At 43.6% G+C, this 17066-nt stretch carries 18 protein-coding genes; 17 read left to right on the top strand and 1 reads right to left on the bottom strand.

Annotated elements, in window-relative coordinates:
• The first annotated feature begins 13 nt into the window (after positions 1-13).
• The 9 genes from Q4A73_RS04395 (at position 14) to kcuS (ending at position 8077) form a co-directional block, all read left to right on the top strand.
• Positions 14-568 (top strand): chemotaxis protein CheB, encoded by a 555-nt coding sequence (locus Q4A73_RS04395; RefSeq protein WP_303206226.1) that lies wholly within the window; start codon positions 14-16, stop codon positions 566-568.
• A gap of 22 nt (positions 569-590) precedes the next feature.
• A complete protein-coding gene (locus Q4A73_RS04390; RefSeq protein WP_303206241.1) occupies positions 591-1376 on the top strand; it encodes a CheR family methyltransferase in 786 nt (261 codons plus the stop codon).
• 149 nt (positions 1377-1525) lie between these two features.
• Positions 1526-2254 (top strand): amino acid ABC transporter ATP-binding protein, encoded by a 729-nt coding sequence (locus Q4A73_RS04385; protein WP_303206225.1) that lies wholly within the window; start codon positions 1526-1528, stop codon positions 2252-2254.
• Between the two features lie 22 nt (positions 2255-2276).
• On the top strand, positions 2277-3050 hold the full coding sequence (locus tag Q4A73_RS04380) for a transporter substrate-binding domain-containing protein (RefSeq protein WP_303206224.1): 774 nt from the start codon (positions 2277-2279) through the stop codon (positions 3048-3050).
• A gap of 16 nt (positions 3051-3066) precedes the next feature.
• Positions 3067-3798, top strand: a complete 732-nt coding sequence (locus Q4A73_RS04375) for an amino acid ABC transporter permease (protein ID WP_303206223.1) — start codon at positions 3067-3069, stop codon at positions 3796-3798.
• The gene (locus Q4A73_RS04370; RefSeq protein ID WP_303206222.1) at positions 3799-4458 is read left to right on the top strand and encodes an amino acid ABC transporter permease; all 660 of its coding nucleotides are present in this window, start codon (positions 3799-3801) and stop codon (positions 4456-4458) included.
• Between the two features lie 73 nt (positions 4459-4531).
• On the top strand, positions 4532-5461 hold the full coding sequence (locus Q4A73_RS04365) for a ribose-phosphate pyrophosphokinase (RefSeq protein WP_303206221.1): 930 nt from the start codon (positions 4532-4534) through the stop codon (positions 5459-5461).
• A gap of 322 nt (positions 5462-5783) precedes the next feature.
• Positions 5784-7898, top strand: a complete 2115-nt coding sequence (locus Q4A73_RS04360; protein WP_303206220.1) for a carbon starvation CstA family protein — start codon at positions 5784-5786, stop codon at positions 7896-7898.
• Complete coding sequence (kcuS, locus tag Q4A73_RS04355; RefSeq protein ID WP_289778113.1) at positions 7883-8077, top strand: KCU-star family selenoprotein; 195 nt, start codon at positions 7883-7885, stop codon at positions 8075-8077. Before Q4A73_RS04360 ends, kcuS begins: the two co-directional genes overlap by 16 nt.
• A 38-nt stretch (positions 8078-8115) precedes the next feature.
• Here kcuS and Q4A73_RS04350 read toward each other — a convergent pair whose 3' ends face one another.
• Positions 8116-8520, bottom strand: a complete 405-nt coding sequence (locus tag Q4A73_RS04350) for an acyl-CoA thioesterase (RefSeq protein ID WP_303206219.1) — start codon at positions 8518-8520, stop codon at positions 8116-8118.
• Positions 8521-8696: 176 nt separating this feature from the next.
• Between Q4A73_RS04350 and rplI the strand changes: the two genes are divergently transcribed.
• The 8 genes from rplI to Q4A73_RS04310 all read left to right on the top strand — a co-directional run bounded on the left by rplI (position 8697) and on the right by Q4A73_RS04310 (position 17012).
• Positions 8697-9140, top strand: a complete 444-nt coding sequence (gene rplI / locus Q4A73_RS04345; protein ID WP_303206218.1) for a 50S ribosomal protein L9 — start codon at positions 8697-8699, stop codon at positions 9138-9140.
• A complete protein-coding gene (gene hslV / locus Q4A73_RS04340; RefSeq protein ID WP_303206217.1) occupies positions 9140-9679 on the top strand; it encodes an ATP-dependent protease subunit HslV in 540 nt (179 codons plus the stop codon). Before rplI ends, hslV begins: the two co-directional genes overlap by 1 nt.
• On the top strand, positions 9679-10998 hold the full coding sequence (gene hslU / locus Q4A73_RS04335; protein WP_303206216.1) for an ATP-dependent protease ATPase subunit HslU: 1320 nt from the start codon (positions 9679-9681) through the stop codon (positions 10996-10998). The genes hslV and hslU overlap by 1 nt, the downstream gene beginning before the upstream one ends.
• Positions 10995-11870: a GTPase Era gene (era, locus tag Q4A73_RS04330; protein WP_303206215.1), complete on the top strand. Its 876-nt coding sequence runs from the start codon at positions 10995-10997 to the stop codon at positions 11868-11870. Before hslU ends, era begins: the two co-directional genes overlap by 4 nt.
• Positions 11857-12987, top strand: a complete 1131-nt coding sequence (locus Q4A73_RS04325; protein WP_303206214.1) for a hypothetical protein — start codon at positions 11857-11859, stop codon at positions 12985-12987. The genes era and Q4A73_RS04325 overlap by 14 nt, the downstream gene beginning before the upstream one ends.
• The gene (locus tag Q4A73_RS04320) at positions 12977-13534 is read left to right on the top strand and encodes a hypothetical protein (protein WP_303206213.1); all 558 of its coding nucleotides are present in this window, start codon (positions 12977-12979) and stop codon (positions 13532-13534) included. The genes Q4A73_RS04325 and Q4A73_RS04320 overlap by 11 nt, the downstream gene beginning before the upstream one ends.
• Positions 13535-13661: 127 nt before the next feature.
• On the top strand, positions 13662-15215 hold the full coding sequence (locus Q4A73_RS04315) for a peptide MFS transporter (protein WP_303206212.1): 1554 nt from the start codon (positions 13662-13664) through the stop codon (positions 15213-15215).
• Between the two features lie 15 nt (positions 15216-15230).
• Complete coding sequence (locus tag Q4A73_RS04310; RefSeq protein WP_303206211.1) at positions 15231-17012, top strand: aminopeptidase P family protein; 1782 nt, start codon at positions 15231-15233, stop codon at positions 17010-17012.
• Positions 17013-17066 lie beyond the last annotated feature (54 nt).

Genomic DNA, 17066 nt, shown 5'->3' with positions numbered 1-17066 from the left:
GTAGGATATTACGATGAAGTTGCTTTTAATTGGCTCTTCGACAGGGGGACCCAATCAACTCAAATATTTGCTTAAAGATCTTGATGTGAAAAATACATGCGTGGTGATAGCCCAGCACATGAGTAGTGGTTATATCACTTCCTTTGTGAATCAATTCAATCAGGAGGCTTTGAGTGAGGTCGTTTTGCTGAATGACAGAGAGCTTTTGAGTCATAAAATTTACATTTGTCCTCAAAATACCATTTTAACGGGAAATCTTAGCATCACAGCCTTGTGGCAAAATGTCCAAACTAGCTTCAAGCCTAGCGTTGATTTACTTTTTAAATCAGCGGTTTCTTTAGCAAAGACGCATAAAATTTTGGCCGTGGTGTTGACAGGGATGGGGGATGATGGAGCCAAATCCCTACTGGAGCTTTATAGGGCGGGGGCTAAATGCCTCTGCGAAAACGAAGCTGACAGCGTGGTTTATGGTATGCCAAAAAGAGCCAAAGATCTGAATCCACGCCTAAGACCGATGAGCCTTAAAGAAATCAAGGCTGAAATTTCAAATTTTATTGAAGAAGATTAACGGGGCATTAGTCATGGATAATATGGATAAAAAAATTCGTTTCAACGAGGCCGAATTTAATGAATTTATCAAAATTATTAATGAATTAAGCGGGATGGATTTGAATGACAAAAGGGCCATTTTATCGATAAAATTGACAAAATTTGTCGAGAGTTTGAATGTGGGTACTTTTGCTGATTTTTTAGCAAAGCTTAGAATAAATAAAAATTTGAGGCAGGAGACCTTGAATTTTGTTACGATTGGTGAAACTTATTTTTTTAGAGAATTGGCTCAGTTGAGGGAAATCATTTTTTATGTGAAAAATTTGGAACGAAGAGTGAGCGTATTGAGCGCGCCGTGTAGTAGCGGTGAGGAGGTGTATTCGATGGCAATACTTGGGGCGCAAAATTTTATCAAGGATATGTATATTTTGGGGATAGATATTAATTCTGGCGTGATAGATAAGGCTAAGCGAGGAGAATATAGGGGTAGAAGCATACAGAATCTTAGCGAGATGGAGAAAAGGAAATTTTTTACAGAAAAAGATGATTTTTGCCTCATCAACAAAAGCGAATTGTGCGCTTGTAAATTTGACCTTTGCAATGTGTTTGAGGATAGGTTTTTGAAGCTGGGTAAATTTGACATCATCGTTTCTAGGAATATGATCATTTATTTTGATTACGACTCAAGGCTCAAATTGCTCGAGCGTTTCCATAAAATTTTAGCCGACGATGGGCGACTTTATGTGGGAAGTGCGGATTTAGTCCCCGAAAATGTGTTTTTCAAAAAAGTCTTTTCTCCAAGAGGCATATATTATGAAAAGCAATGAAATTTTGTTGATTTTCGCGGATTTGTTGTTACTAAAAGTTACATGTTAAATTCTACATTTTTGATTTAAGTTTTTTATGCTTTAAAAAATGTTACGATTTTGCTATATTTATGATTTTTAATCATTAATTGTTTTTGTGAGGATTTTTTTTGATCGAGCTAAGAAAAGTCAATAAATACTACGACAAGCACCATGTTTTAAAAGATATCGATCTCACCATAAAAGAGGGCGAAAAGCTTGTGATTATAGGCCCTAGTGGCAGTGGGAAAAGCACAACCATCCGCTGCATGAACGGGCTTGAGGAGGTGAGTTCTGGCGAGGTTGTGGTGAATAATCTTGTCCTAACCCACAAAAACAAAATTGAAATTTGCAGGAAATATTGCGCTATGGTTTTTCAGCATTTCAACCTCTACCCGCATATGAGCGTTTTGGAAAATTTAACCCTAGCCCCCATCAAGCTTCAAAAAAAGAGCAAAAAAGAAGCCGAAGAAACGGCCTATCATTATCTCAAGGTCGTGGGGCTTGTGGATAAGGCTAAGGTCTATCCTGCCACGCTTTCAGGCGGACAGCAGCAAAGAGTGGCTATCGCCAGGAGCCTATGCACAAAAAAGCCTTACATTTTGTTTGACGAGCCCACTTCGGCCTTGGATCCCGAGACCATACAGGAGGTTTTGGATGTGATGAGGGAAATTTCCCATCAAAGCAATACCACTATGGTGGTGGTAACGCACGAAATGGGCTTTGCTAAAGAGGTCGCGGATAGGATTATCTTCATGGAGGATGGGGCCATTGTTGAGGAGAATGTCCCGGCCGAATTTTTCAAAAGCCCCAAAACAGAAAGAGCGAAACTCTTTTTGGGAAAAATTTTACAACACTGAACCAAATTTGAAAGGAGAAAAAATGGTTTTTAAAAAATTTTCGTTGAGGTTGGCAGCCCTTGCTGTCGGTGTGGGCGTGGCTTTGACCGCGGCCAATGCAGGTAAAATCGAGGACATCAAGGCTAAGGGTGAATTCGTCGTGGGCGTCAAAAACGATGTCCCTCACTACGCCCTGCTTGATCAAACTACGGGCGAGATTAAGGGCTTTGAGGTGGATGTCGCAAAAATGCTTGCTAAGAGCATCTTGGGCGATGAAAATAAAATCAAGCTCGTAGCGGTGAATGCAAAAACCAGAGGGCCTCTGCTAGATAATGGCTCGATCGATGCGGTGGTTGCGACCTTCACGATCACTCCAGAAAGGAAGAAAATTTATAATTTTTCTGAGCCTTATTATCAGGACGCTGTGGGTTTGCTCGTTTTGAAAGAAAAGGGCTATAAATCTTTAGCTGATATGAAGGGTGCTACCATCGGTGTTGCCCAAGCGGCCACAACGAAGAAGGTCATAGGAGAGGCGGCTAAAGCGGCGGGTGTTGATGTGAAATTCAATGAATTTCCAGATTATCCTAGCATCAAGGCAGCTCTTGATGCGAAGAGGGTGGATGCCTTTTCTGTGGATAAGTCGATTTTGCTAGGCTATGTCGATGAAAAGAGCGAAATTTTACCCGATTCTTTCGAGCCGCAGTCCTATGGGATAGCGAGCAAAAAAGATGATGCCGAATTTGCAAAATATATTGACGATTTCATCAAAAATAACAAACAAGCCATTGAAGCGTTAGCGAAAAAATGGGGTTTATAACAGGGCGTGAATTTTAATGGATGGACTGAAGGAGCTTTTCACTGCTTGGGGGATTTATGATGAGGACAGCATAAGTCCCTTCGCGTTGTGGAAATTTTTCGATACCTTAGAGCATACGCAAATGTTCATCGATGGTTTTTTATACACCTTGAGCGTGAGCGTTTTTGCCCTGACTATCGCTGTCGTCTTTGGGACGATCGGCGGAGTGATGGCTACGAGCAAGATAACCGTCCTTAGGGCCTACACGAGAATTTATGTGGAGCTTTTTCAAAACACGCCCTTGGTCATACAAATTTTCTTTTTGTATTATGGTTTGCCGCATTTGGACATTCATCTGGATCTTTTTACCATCGGAGTTTTGGGCATTGGGGCCTATCACGGAGCCTATGTGAGCGAGGTGGTTCGCAGCGGGATTTTGTCTGTGCCGCGCGGACAGTTTGAAGCCTCAGCAGCTCAAGGCTTTACCTACACGCAACAAATGCGCTACATCATCATCCCCCAGACCATCAAAATCATCCTTCCGCCGATGAGTAATCAAATGATAAATTTGATCAAAAACACCTCAGTTTTACTCATAGTCGGCGGTGTAGAGCTTATGAGTAGCGCAGATAGTTACGCAGCAGACTATGGAAACTACGCTCCAGCTTACATTTTTGCGGCGTTTTTGTATTTTAGCGTTTGCTATCCTTTGGCGTATTTTGCAAAATTCTACGAAGAAAAACTAAAAAAAGCCCATTTGGCGAGGTGAGTGATGGAGGTTTTTAGCGTTGGTAATGTTGAATTTTTATTGCAGGGCTTGATGCTTACGATTAAAATCGCCTTGGCGACCTGCTTGATTTCCATCGTTTGGGGCACTTTTTTGGCAGTGGTGAAAAACTACGGCGACAAGATGAGCAGATTTTTAGCCAGTGCCTATATCGACATTTTTAGAAACACTCCTCTGCTTCTTTGGATGCTTGCGGCTTGTTTTGTTTTGCCTGTGTTTTTTGGGCAGTTTCCTCAAGCTTTTTGGGGGACGGTGGGTTTTTCACTTTATACCAGTTCGGTCATGGCTGAAATCATCCGCGGGGGACTCAATTCCATCCCAAAGGGGCAGTTTGAAGCGGCTTATTCTCAAGGCTTTGGCCCGTTTTTTACGCTTTTTTACATTATCTTGCCGCAAACTTTCAGGCGCGTCGTCCCCTCGATGCTTTCTCAGGTGATCACCACGGTTAAGGATACGGCTTATTTGGCAGGGCTTGGCATCGCTGAGCTCACTTACAAATCCAAAACAATCCTAGCAAGTCTTAAAAGTTTTGAGGAAATTTTACTGATGATAGCCTTCGTGGCGGGGATTTATTTCATCATATGCTTTTCGCTTTCAATGGCGGTGAGGTATTATGCTAAAAAAACTTCTTACGTCCACTAGATTGCCCGAAATTTTAACTTTCGTTACATTTGTTTCATTAAAATTTGCCTTCATTTTTTGACAAAGGCTTTTCATGCGCGGTTATAAAATTTTTTCAGGCACGGCCAATATAGAATTTGCTAAGCAAATTTCCAAGTATCTTTCTCTCCCCTTGAGCGATGCTGGGATTAAGCGGTTTAGCGATGGTGAAATCAGCGTTCAAATCGATGAAAGTGTGCGCGGTAAGGATGTGTTCATCATACAAAGCACCTGCGTCCCTACTAATGACAACCTCATGGAGCTTTTGATTTTAACCGACGCCCTTCGCCGCTCGAGTGCGAATTCCATCACAGCGATCATTCCCTATTTTGGCTATGCCAGACAGGATAGGAAGGCCAATCCCAGAGTGCCCATCACCGCTAAGCTTGTGGCGAATTTGATGGAGGCAGCGGGCATCGATAGGGTGGCGACCATCGATCTGCATGCGGGGCAAATTCAGGGCTTTTTTGACATTCCTGTGGATAATCTTTACGGCAGCATCGTTTTTAACGATTACATTAGATCTAAGCATTTTGAAAGCGCTGTTGTGGGTAGTCCGGATATCGGTGGTATCGCTAGGGCTCGGAGTGTGGCTAAGAATTTGGGGCTTGATATTGTCATCGTGGATAAGCGCAGAGAGAGGGCGAATGAAAGCGAGGTGATGAACATCATCGGCGATGTGAAGGATAAAAATGTGGTTTTAGTGGATGATATCATCGACACGGCTGGCACCATCGTCAAGGCGGCTCAGGCGCTGAAAAATAAGGGCGCGAAGTCCGTGATGGCCTGCTGCACTCATGCTGTGCTGAGCGGGAGGGCTTATGAAAACATAGCTCAAGGAATTTTAGACGAGCTGGTCGTAACCGATACCATTCCCCTGAGGCAAACCCTGCCCAATATCAAAGTTTTGAGCGTTGCGCCGATTTTTGCTGAGGTGATACGCCGCGTTTATCATAATGAAAGCGTCAATTCGCTTTTTGTGTGATGTAAAAATCAATTAATTCAACAACCATGGATTTTAATCTTTATCTTTGCGATATTTTGCGTCTAAGCATTATAAAATATGATGTGATAAAAACTTATAAAAAGCTTTAAAACAAGTTTGAGCATGAATGCTGTTATGTTCAAAAATGAGAATCTATATGTTAAAAAATTTACAATTTTTGAGGTAGCTATTTGCCATAAATGTAACCCAACGAAACAAAATTTTAAATTTTTTACAAAATATAAAATTCAAATATCCATAATTTATAAATTCCCTTATTTTTTGTTACACTTCGTAAATTTTAAATCAAAAGGACGACTTTATGAATTCTCTTACTACAAAAATTTTATGGCTTTTTGTAGCAGCTTTGGGAGCCGTGTGTTTTGGCTATTTAGCTTTGCAAAATGGCGAAAGCGTTTCGGCGATTTATCTTGTGGTCGCTGCGGTGTGTATCTATATGATAGGATATAGATTTTATGGGCGTTTTGTGGCGTATAAGGTTTTAGAGCTTGATAAGTCTCGTGCGACCCCTGCTATTACGCAAAATGACGGACGCGATTTCGTCCCTACGAATAAAATTGTCCTTTTTGGCCATCATTTTGCCGCTATTGCAGGTGCTGGTCCTTTGGTTGGGCCCATTTTGGCTGCCCAGATGGGATACTTGCCCTCCATGCTTTGGATCTTGATTGGCGGCGTTTTGGCGGGCGCTGTGCATGATTTTGTCGTGCTTTTTATCTCCACAAGGCGCAATGGCCGCTCCTTGGGCGAGATGATCAAAGACGAGATGGGGAATTTCACAGGCGGCGTGGCTATGATGGCGATTTTTGGCATCATGCTCATCATCATCGCCATCTTGTCGATGGTTGTGGTGAAGGCTTTAGCGGAGTCGCCTTGGGGCCTATTCACCATCGCGATGACCATTCCCATTGCGATTTTTATGGGAATTTATATGCGTTTTTTGAGGCCGGGTAGAGTGGGCGAGGCTTCTATTATCGGCTTTGTGCTTTTGATTTTGGCCATCCATTATGGAAGTGTGATTACAGCCGATGCCTACTGGAAAGAATTTTTCACCCTTGACGCACCGACTTTAGCCATCGTAATGATGATATACGGCTTTGTAGCGGCGGTTTTACCTGTGTGGTTTTTGCTCGCACCTAGGGATTATCTTTCCACCTTTTTGAAGATTGGCGTCATCGTTTTGATGGCGGTGGCGATTGTAGTGGTTGCGCCCGACTTACAAATGCCTAAGGCGAATCCTCAGTATTTTGACGGCACGGGACCTGTTTTTGCGGGGGCGATTTATCCTTTTTTATTCATCACTATAGCCTGCGGGGCGATCAGTGGCTTCCACGCCCTCATATCCAGCGGCACGACACCTAAAATGCTAGAAAACGAAACCCACGCTCTAGCCGTTGGCTATGGCTCTATGCTTATGGAAAGTGCGGTGGCGATCATGGCTTTGATTTGCGCTTGTATCTTACAGCCGGGACTTTATTTTGCTATAAATTCTCCCGGAGTTTTGATAGGCACGGATGTGGCTACCGTGGCCGCGACCGTATCAAACTGGGGCTTCACCGTCAGCCCTGATGATATTTTAGCGCTCACCAAGAGCATAGGCGAGGATACCATACTCTCAAGGACAGGCGGGGCGCCGACCTTTGCCATTGGCGTGGCTTTGATTTTGCACGAGCTTTTTGGCGGTGTGGATTTGATGGCGTTTTGGTATCACTTTGCCATTTTATTTGAAGCTTTGTTTATTTTAACGGCCGTGGATGCTGGCACGAGGGCCTGCCGTTTTATGGTGCAGGATATTTTAGGTAATATTTACAAGCCTTTGGGAAATATCCATAGCATTCCAGCGGGGGTTTTGGCTACGGCCTTGAGTGTTGCGGGATGGGGGTATTTTCTCTATCAGGGCGCGATCGATCCTAAGGGCGGAATTTACACGCTTTGGCCGCTTTTTGGCGTGAGCAATCAAATGTTAGCAGGTATGGCTTTGCTTTTAGTAACGGCGATTTTAGTCAAAATGGGTAAGGCAAAATATGCCTGGGTAACGCTCGTCCCCTCCACCTTTGTCCTTATAGCAACACTTTACGGGGGTATTCAAAAAATTCTACCCTACGAAGAGGGAAATAGGGTGCGTAATGCGGTGAGCCACGTGGCGGCTGTGCACATTCAAAGTGAAAAGATCAAAACCCTAGAAGCAAATTTAGCCAGTGCCGATGAAGCACAAAGGGCTAAAATACAAAAAGATATTTCGGTCGCTACGCAGGCTAAATTTGCCAATGCCTTGGATGCGGTTTTGTGCGTGTTTTTTATGCTGACGACTTTGTTTGTCATCATTTCTTGCGCTGGAATTGCTTTGGGTAGGATTAAGATTCCACTCAGAGAAAGTTCTTATGTTAAGATGGACGAAGTGCCTTGCTTGAAAAAATAAAAAATTTTTATGAAAAAGCCGAGAGGTTTTTTCACCCCTTGGTGGGACTTTCAAGCTATGACAAATACTTAGAGCATATGCGAAAAAATCACCCCGATAAAGTCCCCAAAAGTCGTGGGGAATTTTTCAACGAATGCTTGGATAAAAAGTATGGTAGCGGGGGTTTGAAGAAGTGCTGATAGCCTTTTAGAGCGGAGGTTTCGCTGGACAATTTGAGCTAAAAGCCGTGAATTTTTTTTAGCTCACTACTGATAGGCTTTTTTTTGCCCCCCTTATCCACACTCACATAGCTTACCAGAGCTGAGGTTACGCGTATGCAGGAGGCACAGCCTAGCTCATCGATCCTTTGGACGACAACTTCAACTCGGACATTGATGGAGGTGTTGCCTACGTTGAGAATTTTCGCATAGCAAGAAAGTATATCGCCCACAAAAACAGGCTGCTTGAAAACGACCTTGTCCATTGAGATGGTTACGACTCTTTCTGGCGCGAGTTCTCTTGCGGCGATGGCTCCAGCAAGGTCAATTTGCGACAAGATCCAGCCGCCAAAAATATTGCCCGCAGGATTAGTATCGCTTGGCATAGCGACTATTTTTAATTTCGGTTCTCCCATGTTGTTCATAAAAATTTACTCCTTATATTTTACAGCACCATTCAAAAATATTAAAATACTTAAAAAATTTATTCAAACTTGAATAAATTATCCGCAAAGATACTGAAATTATTAAATTTATGAATTTTATATATTTTAATTTGATAAAATACAAATCTTTACAACCTAAGTTTAAGAGGATCAAAATGAAAGTGTTGCTCATCAAGAATGTGAAAGCTTTGGGTAAGGCTGGAGAGGTTAAGGAGGTCAAGGACGGCTACGGGCAGAATTTTCTCATCGCTAAGGGCTTTGCAAAAGCGGCCACGACTGAAGTGCTGAGAAAGTATGAAAGTGATAAGAAAAAAGAGGCTGAAAATTTGCGCTTTGAGCTTGCGAATTTAGAAAAACTCAAAAGCGAGCTTGAGAGCGTGATTTTGGAGCTTAAAAAGCCTGTGGGGGCGAAAGGTGCTTTGTTTGGCGGGGTTACGAAAGAGGACATCGCCACAGCTCTAAAAGATCAGAAAAACATAGAGCTGGATAAAAAAAGCCTTGAGTGCGATACCATCAAAACGCTAGGATTGCACGAGGTGGGTGTGAAGCTGGGGCACGCCATACACGGCCGCTTTAGGATTGAAGTGAAGGCGGAGTGATGTTTCACGCAACGACCATTTTGGCCTACAAGGGCAAGAGCAAATCCGTCATTGGTGGCGATGGGCAGGTGAGCTTTGGAAACACCGTGCTTAAGGGCAATGCTGTGAAGATCAGAAAGCTCGATGGTGGCAGAGTTTTGGCGGGCTTTGCAGGTAGCACGGCGGATGCCTTCAATCTTTTCGATATGTTTGAAAATCTGCTTCAAAGCTCCAAGGGCGACCTACTTAAAGCGGCGATCGATTTTTCTAAAGAATGGCGTAAAGATAAGTATTTGCGTAAGCTTGAGGCGATGATGCTGGTTTTGGATAGAAAGCACATTTTTTTACTCTCGGGCACGGGTGATGTGGTGGAGCCAGAGGACGGGCAAATCGCCGCGATCGGTAGCGGAGGCAACTACGCCCTATCCGCCGCCAGAGCCCTGAAAAAACATGCCGCTCTTGATGAAGAGGAGCTGGTGAGATCGAGTCTTGAGATTGCGGGCGAAATTTGCATTTATACCAATACAAACATTAAAACTTACGCGATAGAGGATGAGTGATGAATTTAACCCCAAAAGAGATTGTGAAATTTTTAGACGATTACATCATCGGGCAAAGGCAGGCGAAAAAAATCATCGCCATAGCCCTAAGAAATCGCTATCGCAGAATGCTTTTGAGTCCTGAGCTTCAAGATGACATCATGCCTAAAAATATTTTGATGATAGGCTCAACAGGCGTGGGAAAGACTGAGATAGCCAGGCGCCTTGCTAAAATGATGGGCTTTCCCTTCATCAAAATAGAGGCCAGTAAGTATACCGAGGTGGGCTTTGTGGGGCGTGATGTGGAAAGTATGGTGCGAGATCTGGCCAATGCTGCCTTGAATTTGGTCAAAAATGAGCAGAGAGAAAAGAATCGAGAAAAAATTGACGAATTTATAGAAAATAGAATTTTAGAAAAGCTTCTCCCCCCGCTTCCTAAGGGCGTGAGCGAGGAAAAGCAAGAGGAGTATAAAAATAGTCTGGAAAAAATGCGAACCAAGCTTCAAAATGGGGATTTGGACGAGAGTGTGATCGAGCTTGAGCTTTCGCAAAATATGTTTGACGCTAACCCCAACCTCCCCCCAGAGATGAATGCTATGCAAGATATCGTTAAGGTCATAGGCGTGGGCAGCAAAAAAGTCAAAAAAGAAATGAAGATTAAGGACGCCAAAAATGCCCTGAAAAGCGAGGCTGTGGATAAAATTTTAGACGCGGAGGGTATGAAGGATGAGGCCTTGAGGCGGGCGGAGAACGAGGGGATCATCTTCATCGATGAGATCGATAAAATTGTCGTTTCTGGTGGGAATTCTACCAGACAGGATCCTAGCAGGGAGGGAGTGCAGAGGGATTTGCTGCCCATCGTGGAGGGCTCTAGCGTGCAAACCAAGCTTGGCACTTTGAAGACCGATCACATTCTTTTCATCGCGGCGGGTGCTTTTCATCTTAGCAAGCCTAGCGACTTGATTCCAGAACTGCAAGGACGCTTTCCGCTTAGAGTGGAGCTTGATAGCCTTGATGGTGAGGCTTTGTATGCCATTTTGACCCGCCCTAAAAATTCACTTTTGAGGCAGTATGAGGAGCTTTTAAAAACCGAAAATTTAAAGCTTTCCTTTGAGGATGAGGCGATCAAAGAAATCGCCACCATTGCCTCCCGTGCCAATGAAGAAATGCAAGACATAGGCGCTAGGAGACTGCACACAGTGATAGAAAAGCTGCTTGAGGATTTGAGCTTTGAGGCGGATGAGCATGCGGGGGAGAGCTTTGTTGTGGATAAAAAAATGGTGGATGAAAAACTTGGCGACATCGTGGAAAATAAAGACTTGGCGAGGTATATTTTGTGAGGAGTGGCTTTGTGAGCCTTGTGGGGCGAACAAATGCTGGCAAAAGCACGCTGATAAATTCTTTACTTGAGGAAAAAATCGCCCTAGTATCCCACAAGCAAAATGCCACCAGACGCAAGATTAAAGCCATAGTGATGCGGGGGGATGATCAAATCATCCTCACCGATACGCCGGGATTTTGCGAGAATGAGGCGCTATTTCATCAGCTTTTGAGACAAAGCGCGATGAAGGCTATGGGGGATTGTGATGTGATCGTTTTTGTGGCGAGTGTTTTTGACGGGCTCAAATTTTACGAGGAATTTTTAGCCCTGAAGCCTAAAATTCCCCACATCATCGTGCTCAACAAGGTCGATCTGGCTAAAAACGAAACCGTGCTCGAAAAACTCGCCCTTTATGCGAAATTCAGCCAGAATTTTGAGGCCATTGTGCCCTATTCTTGCAAGCAAAAAAGCTACAAAAAGCCCCTTTTGGATACCTTGGTGAAATTTCTACCCCAGCACGAGCATTTTTATGATCCCAGTTTTCTCACGCCCAGCAGTGAAAAAGAGCTTTTTAGGGACTTTATTTTGGAGAGTCTTTATGAAAATTTAAGCGATGAGCTGCCCTACGATAGCGAGGTTTTGTTGCAAAGTGTGAGGGAGGGGGCGGGGCTTTTGAGCATAGAGGCGCAAATCATCACAGGCACGAACTCGCACAAAATGATGATCATCGGCAAAAACGGCTCCAGCATACGGCGCATCGGCAGAGATGCACGGCTTAAAATCGCCAAGCTCGTGGGCGTGAAGGTTTTTTTAAGGCTTTTTGTTGTGGTGAGAAAGCATTGGCGAAAAGATGAAGAATTCATAAAAAATTTACTCGATGAAAAAAAATAAGAGCTTCATTGGCTTTGATGCGTTGCTTTACACTCAAAAAAGTGGGGTGTTGCAGGAGCAATTTTTGCTTGAAACCGTAACGAATGAGCTGAATTTAAGCCCCATTTTTAACTATCAAATCGCTATTTTCAGGCACGGGGATAAAACGCACATCTTCACCACTCACATCAAAAATCTTAGCGGACTCAGCCTAGCCTACCCTGAGCCTTTGATTTTTTGGGCGCTGAGCCGAGAAAATTTCATCCCGCAAAAGAATTTTGCCGTGATGGTTTTTGGCGAGGAGCTGAGTTATGTTTGCTTTTTTGATGAGGGGGGACTGAGGGGCATAAAAAATCTACCAAGACTCAATCTCAAAGCCTTGGCCTTGAGGGAAAATAGGGAAGAATTTTTTGGTGAGATTCTGGGCTCTAAGGGGCATGTTTTGGAGTTTTTAAAGCTGCATAAGAGCGAAATTTTTTTAACCTTCAATGATGTTTTTGATTTTGGAGGATTTTTTGAGGGGAAATTTTGCCCTCATTTGAGACTTGAGGATGTTTTGAGGGAGGATAAGGCTCTGCAAAAGCTTTGTTTTCTAAGCCTGAAGCACCTGAATAATGAGGCCAATTTTATCAAAAAAAGCTGGGAATTGGGGCCCATCGTTGGGGGCATCATTTTGTTTTTGATGTGTTTTTTAGGCACTTTGGGTGGGTTGTTTTTGAAAGATTATCCGCAATATGTGCAAAATCAAATCACTCAGCAAAATAACGAAAATTTAAGGACGGATTTGAAAAAACTCAGCGAGGATGTTCTAATCTTAGAAGAAAATTTAAAAGAGCTCAACAGGACGCATAAAAATAACACGCTTTTGTTAGGGCAAAATGAAGAAATCCTGCGCGATTTGGTTGCGCATTTTAAGCCGAGCAAGGAGGAGAGTCGCAGGCTTTGGAGTGTTTTTGATTTTTTAGAGCAAAACGCGCTTAAAATTTCTTTTTTTGAGCTTAAAAATCAACAAATCGAGCTTGTTTTCAATACAGAAACGGATCACAAAAAAGCCTTGGAGGGCTTAGAAAAACGAAAGAATCTTAAGCTTTTAAACGCTGAGGGCAAAAGCCTGAAATTGGAGTTTGATGATGGGTAATTTTGTAACATATTTGGAGAATTTAAATTTAAGAGAAAAGATCTTTTTCGCGATTTTGATGGGGATCTTGGGAATTTTTTTAGCCCTTAAATTTTATGAGAATTTTTTCGAGCATTTTGTGGAGGAAATTGCTAGCTTGAATGTTGAAAATTTACAGGAAAAAAAGGCACAGATCAATGATTTGATGCGAAGAAAAAATGACCTAAAAATCGAGATTGATGCGCAAAATTTAAGCCTTAGAAATCATCAAAAAAGCTTGATGATTTTTGCTAAAAATTATGAGGATTACTTGGATTTTATAGAGCTTTTGAGTAAAAAATACGGCTTGATTCTTAAAAATTTGCAAAATTCTTACGAAGATGGCGATTTCTTCCAAAGACATCGCTTGAATTTGGAGCTTAATGGAGAGTTTTCTGAGCTTTTATTTTTCATCCAAGAGCTTGAAAATTCACACCTTGTTTTTGTTTTTGAAAGCATCAAATTTCAAAACACAAAATCCCTAGCCCTAAGCCTTCATTTGAATTTGCAGTTCGTAGTCCTAAAATGACGCTTTTTGAGGGGCTAAGCAGGAGTGACGAGGGTGCTAAGATTTAAGCCAGAATTAATACAAACATTACGAAAAGATACAATTTTTGCACTATAATCAGCCTCAAATTTTAAAAAAAAGGAAAAACATGCAAGAAAAACAAAAAAATCAAGAGCTTGATCGGGCATTTTTAGGACATCCTAAGCCACTCTTTGCCCTCTCAGCCACTGAGCTTTGGGAGCGTTTTTCCTTCTACGGCATCAGACCCCTGCTCGTGCTTTTTATGAGCGCGACCCTATTAAGCGGCGGACTTGGTATGAGTAAGGAAGAAGCTGCGGCCATCGCTGGAATTTTTGGAGGCTGTATTTATTTGGCGGCCCTGCCGGGTGGCTGGATTGCGGATAATTTTTTGGGGCAAAAAAGGGCGGTTTTTATCGGGTGCATTCTCATTGCTTTGGGACATTTGAGTATCGCCTTGTCGTATTTTAACGCTCCCTTATTTTTTGTGGGACTTGCTTTGATTGTGCTTGGCACGGGACTTTTTAAGACCTGCTCCTCTGTGATGGTGGGCATGATGTATGATAAGAACGACCCAAGACGCGATTCGGGCTTTACCATTTTTTACATGGGGATCAATATCGGCGGCTTTCTGGCGCCTTTGGTGACGGGCTTTTTGCAGACAGAATACGGCTGGCACTTGGGCTTTGGCGCTGGGGGCATTGGCATGTTGATTGCGTTAGTAATTTTTGCCTTTAAGGCCGTGCCTGATTTTAAGGAATTTAACGAAAAAGTCGGAATGGACGAGGCTTGGGATAAAGCGACTAAATATAATAAAAATGCCCCTTATTTCATCGCTGTGTTTTTTGTGGTACTTGTGGGAGTTGCGATTTTAAGTATAAGTGGTGCGATAAATCTCAATCCCGTCGCCATTGCAAAAAGTATGACCATGGTGATTTTATGGTGTGCTGGGCTTTATTTTCTTTATCTTTTCTTTTTGACCTCTCTTACAAAAGATGAAAAGAAAAATTTAGTGCTTTTTGTGGTGTTATTTTTCGCTGCGGCCGTGTTTTGGTCGGTGTTTGAGCAACAATACACTACTTATAATTTTTTCGCCGATAGGCTCACCGACAAAATGGTTTTTAATTATGAAATTCCAACCGTATGGTTTCAGTCCATTAACTCCCTTTTCATCATACTTTTAGCGCCTGTGATTGGGGCGATTTGGGTTTATTTAGCGAAGAAAAATTTAGAGCTTTCATCACTAACTAAATTTTCTCTAGGCCTTGTTGGTGCTGGGATGGGCTTTTTGCTTATGGCTTTAGCGACTTCATCTTTACTTTCAAATAATGGCGGTGCCGAGAGTGCCACAAGCGCTATAGCCGCTGGAAATGCAGCCCTGGCATCCCCTTGGTGGCTGGTGGTGAGCCTTTTGTTTTTGACCCTGGGTGAGCTTTGTCTCTCGCCTGTGGGACTATCCATAATGACAAAAATCGCCCCAAAAATCATCAAATCTCAAGTCATGGGACTTTGGTTTGTAAGCATCTCGGTGGGCAATGTCCTAGCCGGACTCATCGGCGGCCATGCTAATGAAGAAAATTTAGCCACCCTGCCTGATTTATTTTATCAATGCGTGTGGATTTTATTTGGCGTGGCTGTGGTGCTTTTAATCCTTAAAAAATTTATAAAAAAATTAGAAAAGTAATTTGGAGGGTTTGTGATGAGTGCGTTTGCCAAGAGGGTGGAAAAACTGCGAGAGGCCATGCGAAAAAACGGCTTGGATGCCTATCTTGTGGTGAGTGCGGATGCGCATTTGAGTGAATATTTGTGCGATCATTACAAGGTGAAGGATTTTTTAAGCGGCTTTCAGGGCTCGGTTGGGACCCTGCTTTTTACGCAAAAAGAGGCTTATTTGTGGGCAGATGGGCGCTATTGGTTGCAGGCGCAAAAGCAGCTTGAGGGAAGCGGCATAGCTCTGCAAAAACAAGATAGGGAAAACACTTTTCAAAATTGGATCAAGAAAAATTTAGACAAGGATCGAATTTTAGGCAGTGATTTTTCCGTGCTGAATTTAGCGCTAAAAAGAGAGCTTGATCCTTTTTGCACCCTGAAGCATTGCGATTTAATTGCCCCTCTTTGGCCGGATCGCCCCCCCCTTCCTAGGGTGCCAATTTACGCTCACGAGGAGGAGTACTGCGCCCAAAGCGCTGGGGAGAAAATCGCCCTCGTGCGTGAGAAAATGCGTGAGCTTGGCGCCTTGAATCATCTCATTTCAAGCCTTGATGACATCGCTTATCTTACGAATTTACGCGGCGGCGATGTGGAGTATAATCCCGTTTTTTTGAGCCACTTGCTGATAGAGCAGGATAGAGCCTTGCTCTTTGTGGATGGGGCGAAGGTGCCAGAAAATTTAAGGGCCAGGCTTGAGGGTGAGGGCATTTTTTTGGCCCCCTATGATGGGGTGCTTTGTGAGCTTGAAAAGCTAAAAGACACCACCCTGCTGATCGAGCCGTCCAAGATGACGGCCTTGCTCGTGGGGGGGTTAAATTCTAGTGTGGAGCTGGTGGAGGAAATCAATCCCAGCACGCATTTGAAGGCCATCAAAAGCGCGAAAGAAATCGCTCACATCGAGGGGGCGATGATCGAGGACGGGGTGGCCTTGTGCCGCTTTTTTGCTTGGCTGGAGGAGGCTTTGGCAAGAGGTGAGAGCGTGGATGAGGTGGATATTGATACGAAGGTCAGCGCATTCAGGGCTAGAGGCGAGCATTATATCAGCAATAGTTTTGCGACCATAGCGGCCTTTAAGGGCAATGGCGCCTTCCCGCATTATAAGGCAGAAAGGGGGAAGTGCCTGAAGATAGAAGGCGATGGCTTTTTGCTCATCGACTCGGGCGGTCAGTATAAAAACGGCACGACGGACATCACGAGGGTCGTGCCTGTGGGGAATTTAAACCAGGAGCAGATTCGCGATTATACTTTGGTTTTGAAGGCGCACATTGCGATTTCACGGACGATTTTCCCTAAGGATATCGCCATGCCGCTTCTGGATGCCATCACTCGGGCGCCTTTGTGGGAGGAGCAGCTTGACTACATGCATGGCACAGGACACGGGGTGGGTTATTTTCTCAATGTCCACGAGGGCCCGCAAGTGCTTTCGTATTTTGCGCCCGTGCTTGAAAAAACGAGGGCCAAGGAGGGGATGCTAAGCTCCATAGAGCCCGGAATTTATAAGGCAGGTAAGTGGGGTGTGAGGCTTGAAAATTTGGTGATCAACGCTAGGGTGGAAAGTCCTAAAAATACAGCCTTTGGGGAATTTTTGCGCTTCAAGCCTGTGACGCTTTGTCCCTTTGAACCACGCTGCATCGATGCGAATTTGCTTGATGACAAAGAGAAAGCTTGGCTTAATGCCTACCATCAGGAGGTGTTTGAGAAACTCGCCCCGCATCTGCAAGATGAGCCAAAAGCCTTAGAATGGCTAAGGCTAAGAACGCGGGGAATTTAAGAGCAGCAGAAAATAAATCCCAGCCTCACTGGAGGAGTCTGAGCACATTTTGCT

The organism is Campylobacter sp., from assembly GCF_030528245.1.
GTDB lineage: Bacteria > Campylobacterota > Campylobacteria > Campylobacterales > Campylobacteraceae > Campylobacter_D.
Note: the sequence above shows the minus strand (reverse complement) of the source record. Positions and strands in the feature narration are given on the sequence as shown.

Bases quoted from the DNA above. Each gene is read 5' to 3' on its own strand.
- Q4A73_RS04395 (WP_303206226.1), top strand. From the start codon at position 14: ATGAAGTTGCTTTTAATTGGCTCTTCGACAGGGGGACCCAATCAACTC.
- Q4A73_RS04390 (WP_303206241.1), top strand. From the start codon at position 591: ATGGATAAAAAAATTCGTTTCAACGAGGCCGAATTTAATGAATTTATC.
- Q4A73_RS04380 (WP_303206224.1), top strand. From the start codon at position 2,277: ATGGTTTTTAAAAAATTTTCGTTGAGGTTGGCAGCCCTTGCTGTCGGT.
- Q4A73_RS04375 (WP_303206223.1), top strand. From the start codon at position 3,067: ATGGATGGACTGAAGGAGCTTTTCACTGCTTGGGGGATTTATGATGAG.
- Q4A73_RS04365 (WP_303206221.1), top strand. From the start codon at position 4,532: ATGCGCGGTTATAAAATTTTTTCAGGCACGGCCAATATAGAATTTGCT.
- Q4A73_RS04360 (WP_303206220.1), top strand. From the start codon at position 5,784: ATGAATTCTCTTACTACAAAAATTTTATGGCTTTTTGTAGCAGCTTTG.
- Q4A73_RS04350 (WP_303206219.1), bottom strand. From the start codon at position 8,520: ATGAACAACATGGGAGAACCGAAATTAAAAATAGTCGCTATGCCAAGC.
- rplI (WP_303206218.1), top strand. From the start codon at position 8,697: ATGAAAGTGTTGCTCATCAAGAATGTGAAAGCTTTGGGTAAGGCTGGA.
- hslV (WP_303206217.1), top strand. From the start codon at position 9,140: ATGTTTCACGCAACGACCATTTTGGCCTACAAGGGCAAGAGCAAATCC.
- hslU (WP_303206216.1), top strand. From the start codon at position 9,679: ATGAATTTAACCCCAAAAGAGATTGTGAAATTTTTAGACGATTACATC.
- Q4A73_RS04325 (WP_303206214.1), top strand. From the start codon at position 11,857: ATGAAAAAAAATAAGAGCTTCATTGGCTTTGATGCGTTGCTTTACACT.
- Q4A73_RS04320 (WP_303206213.1), top strand. From the start codon at position 12,977: ATGATGGGTAATTTTGTAACATATTTGGAGAATTTAAATTTAAGAGAA.
- Q4A73_RS04315 (WP_303206212.1), top strand. From the start codon at position 13,662: ATGCAAGAAAAACAAAAAAATCAAGAGCTTGATCGGGCATTTTTAGGA.
- Q4A73_RS04310 (WP_303206211.1), top strand. From the start codon at position 15,231: ATGAGTGCGTTTGCCAAGAGGGTGGAAAAACTGCGAGAGGCCATGCGA.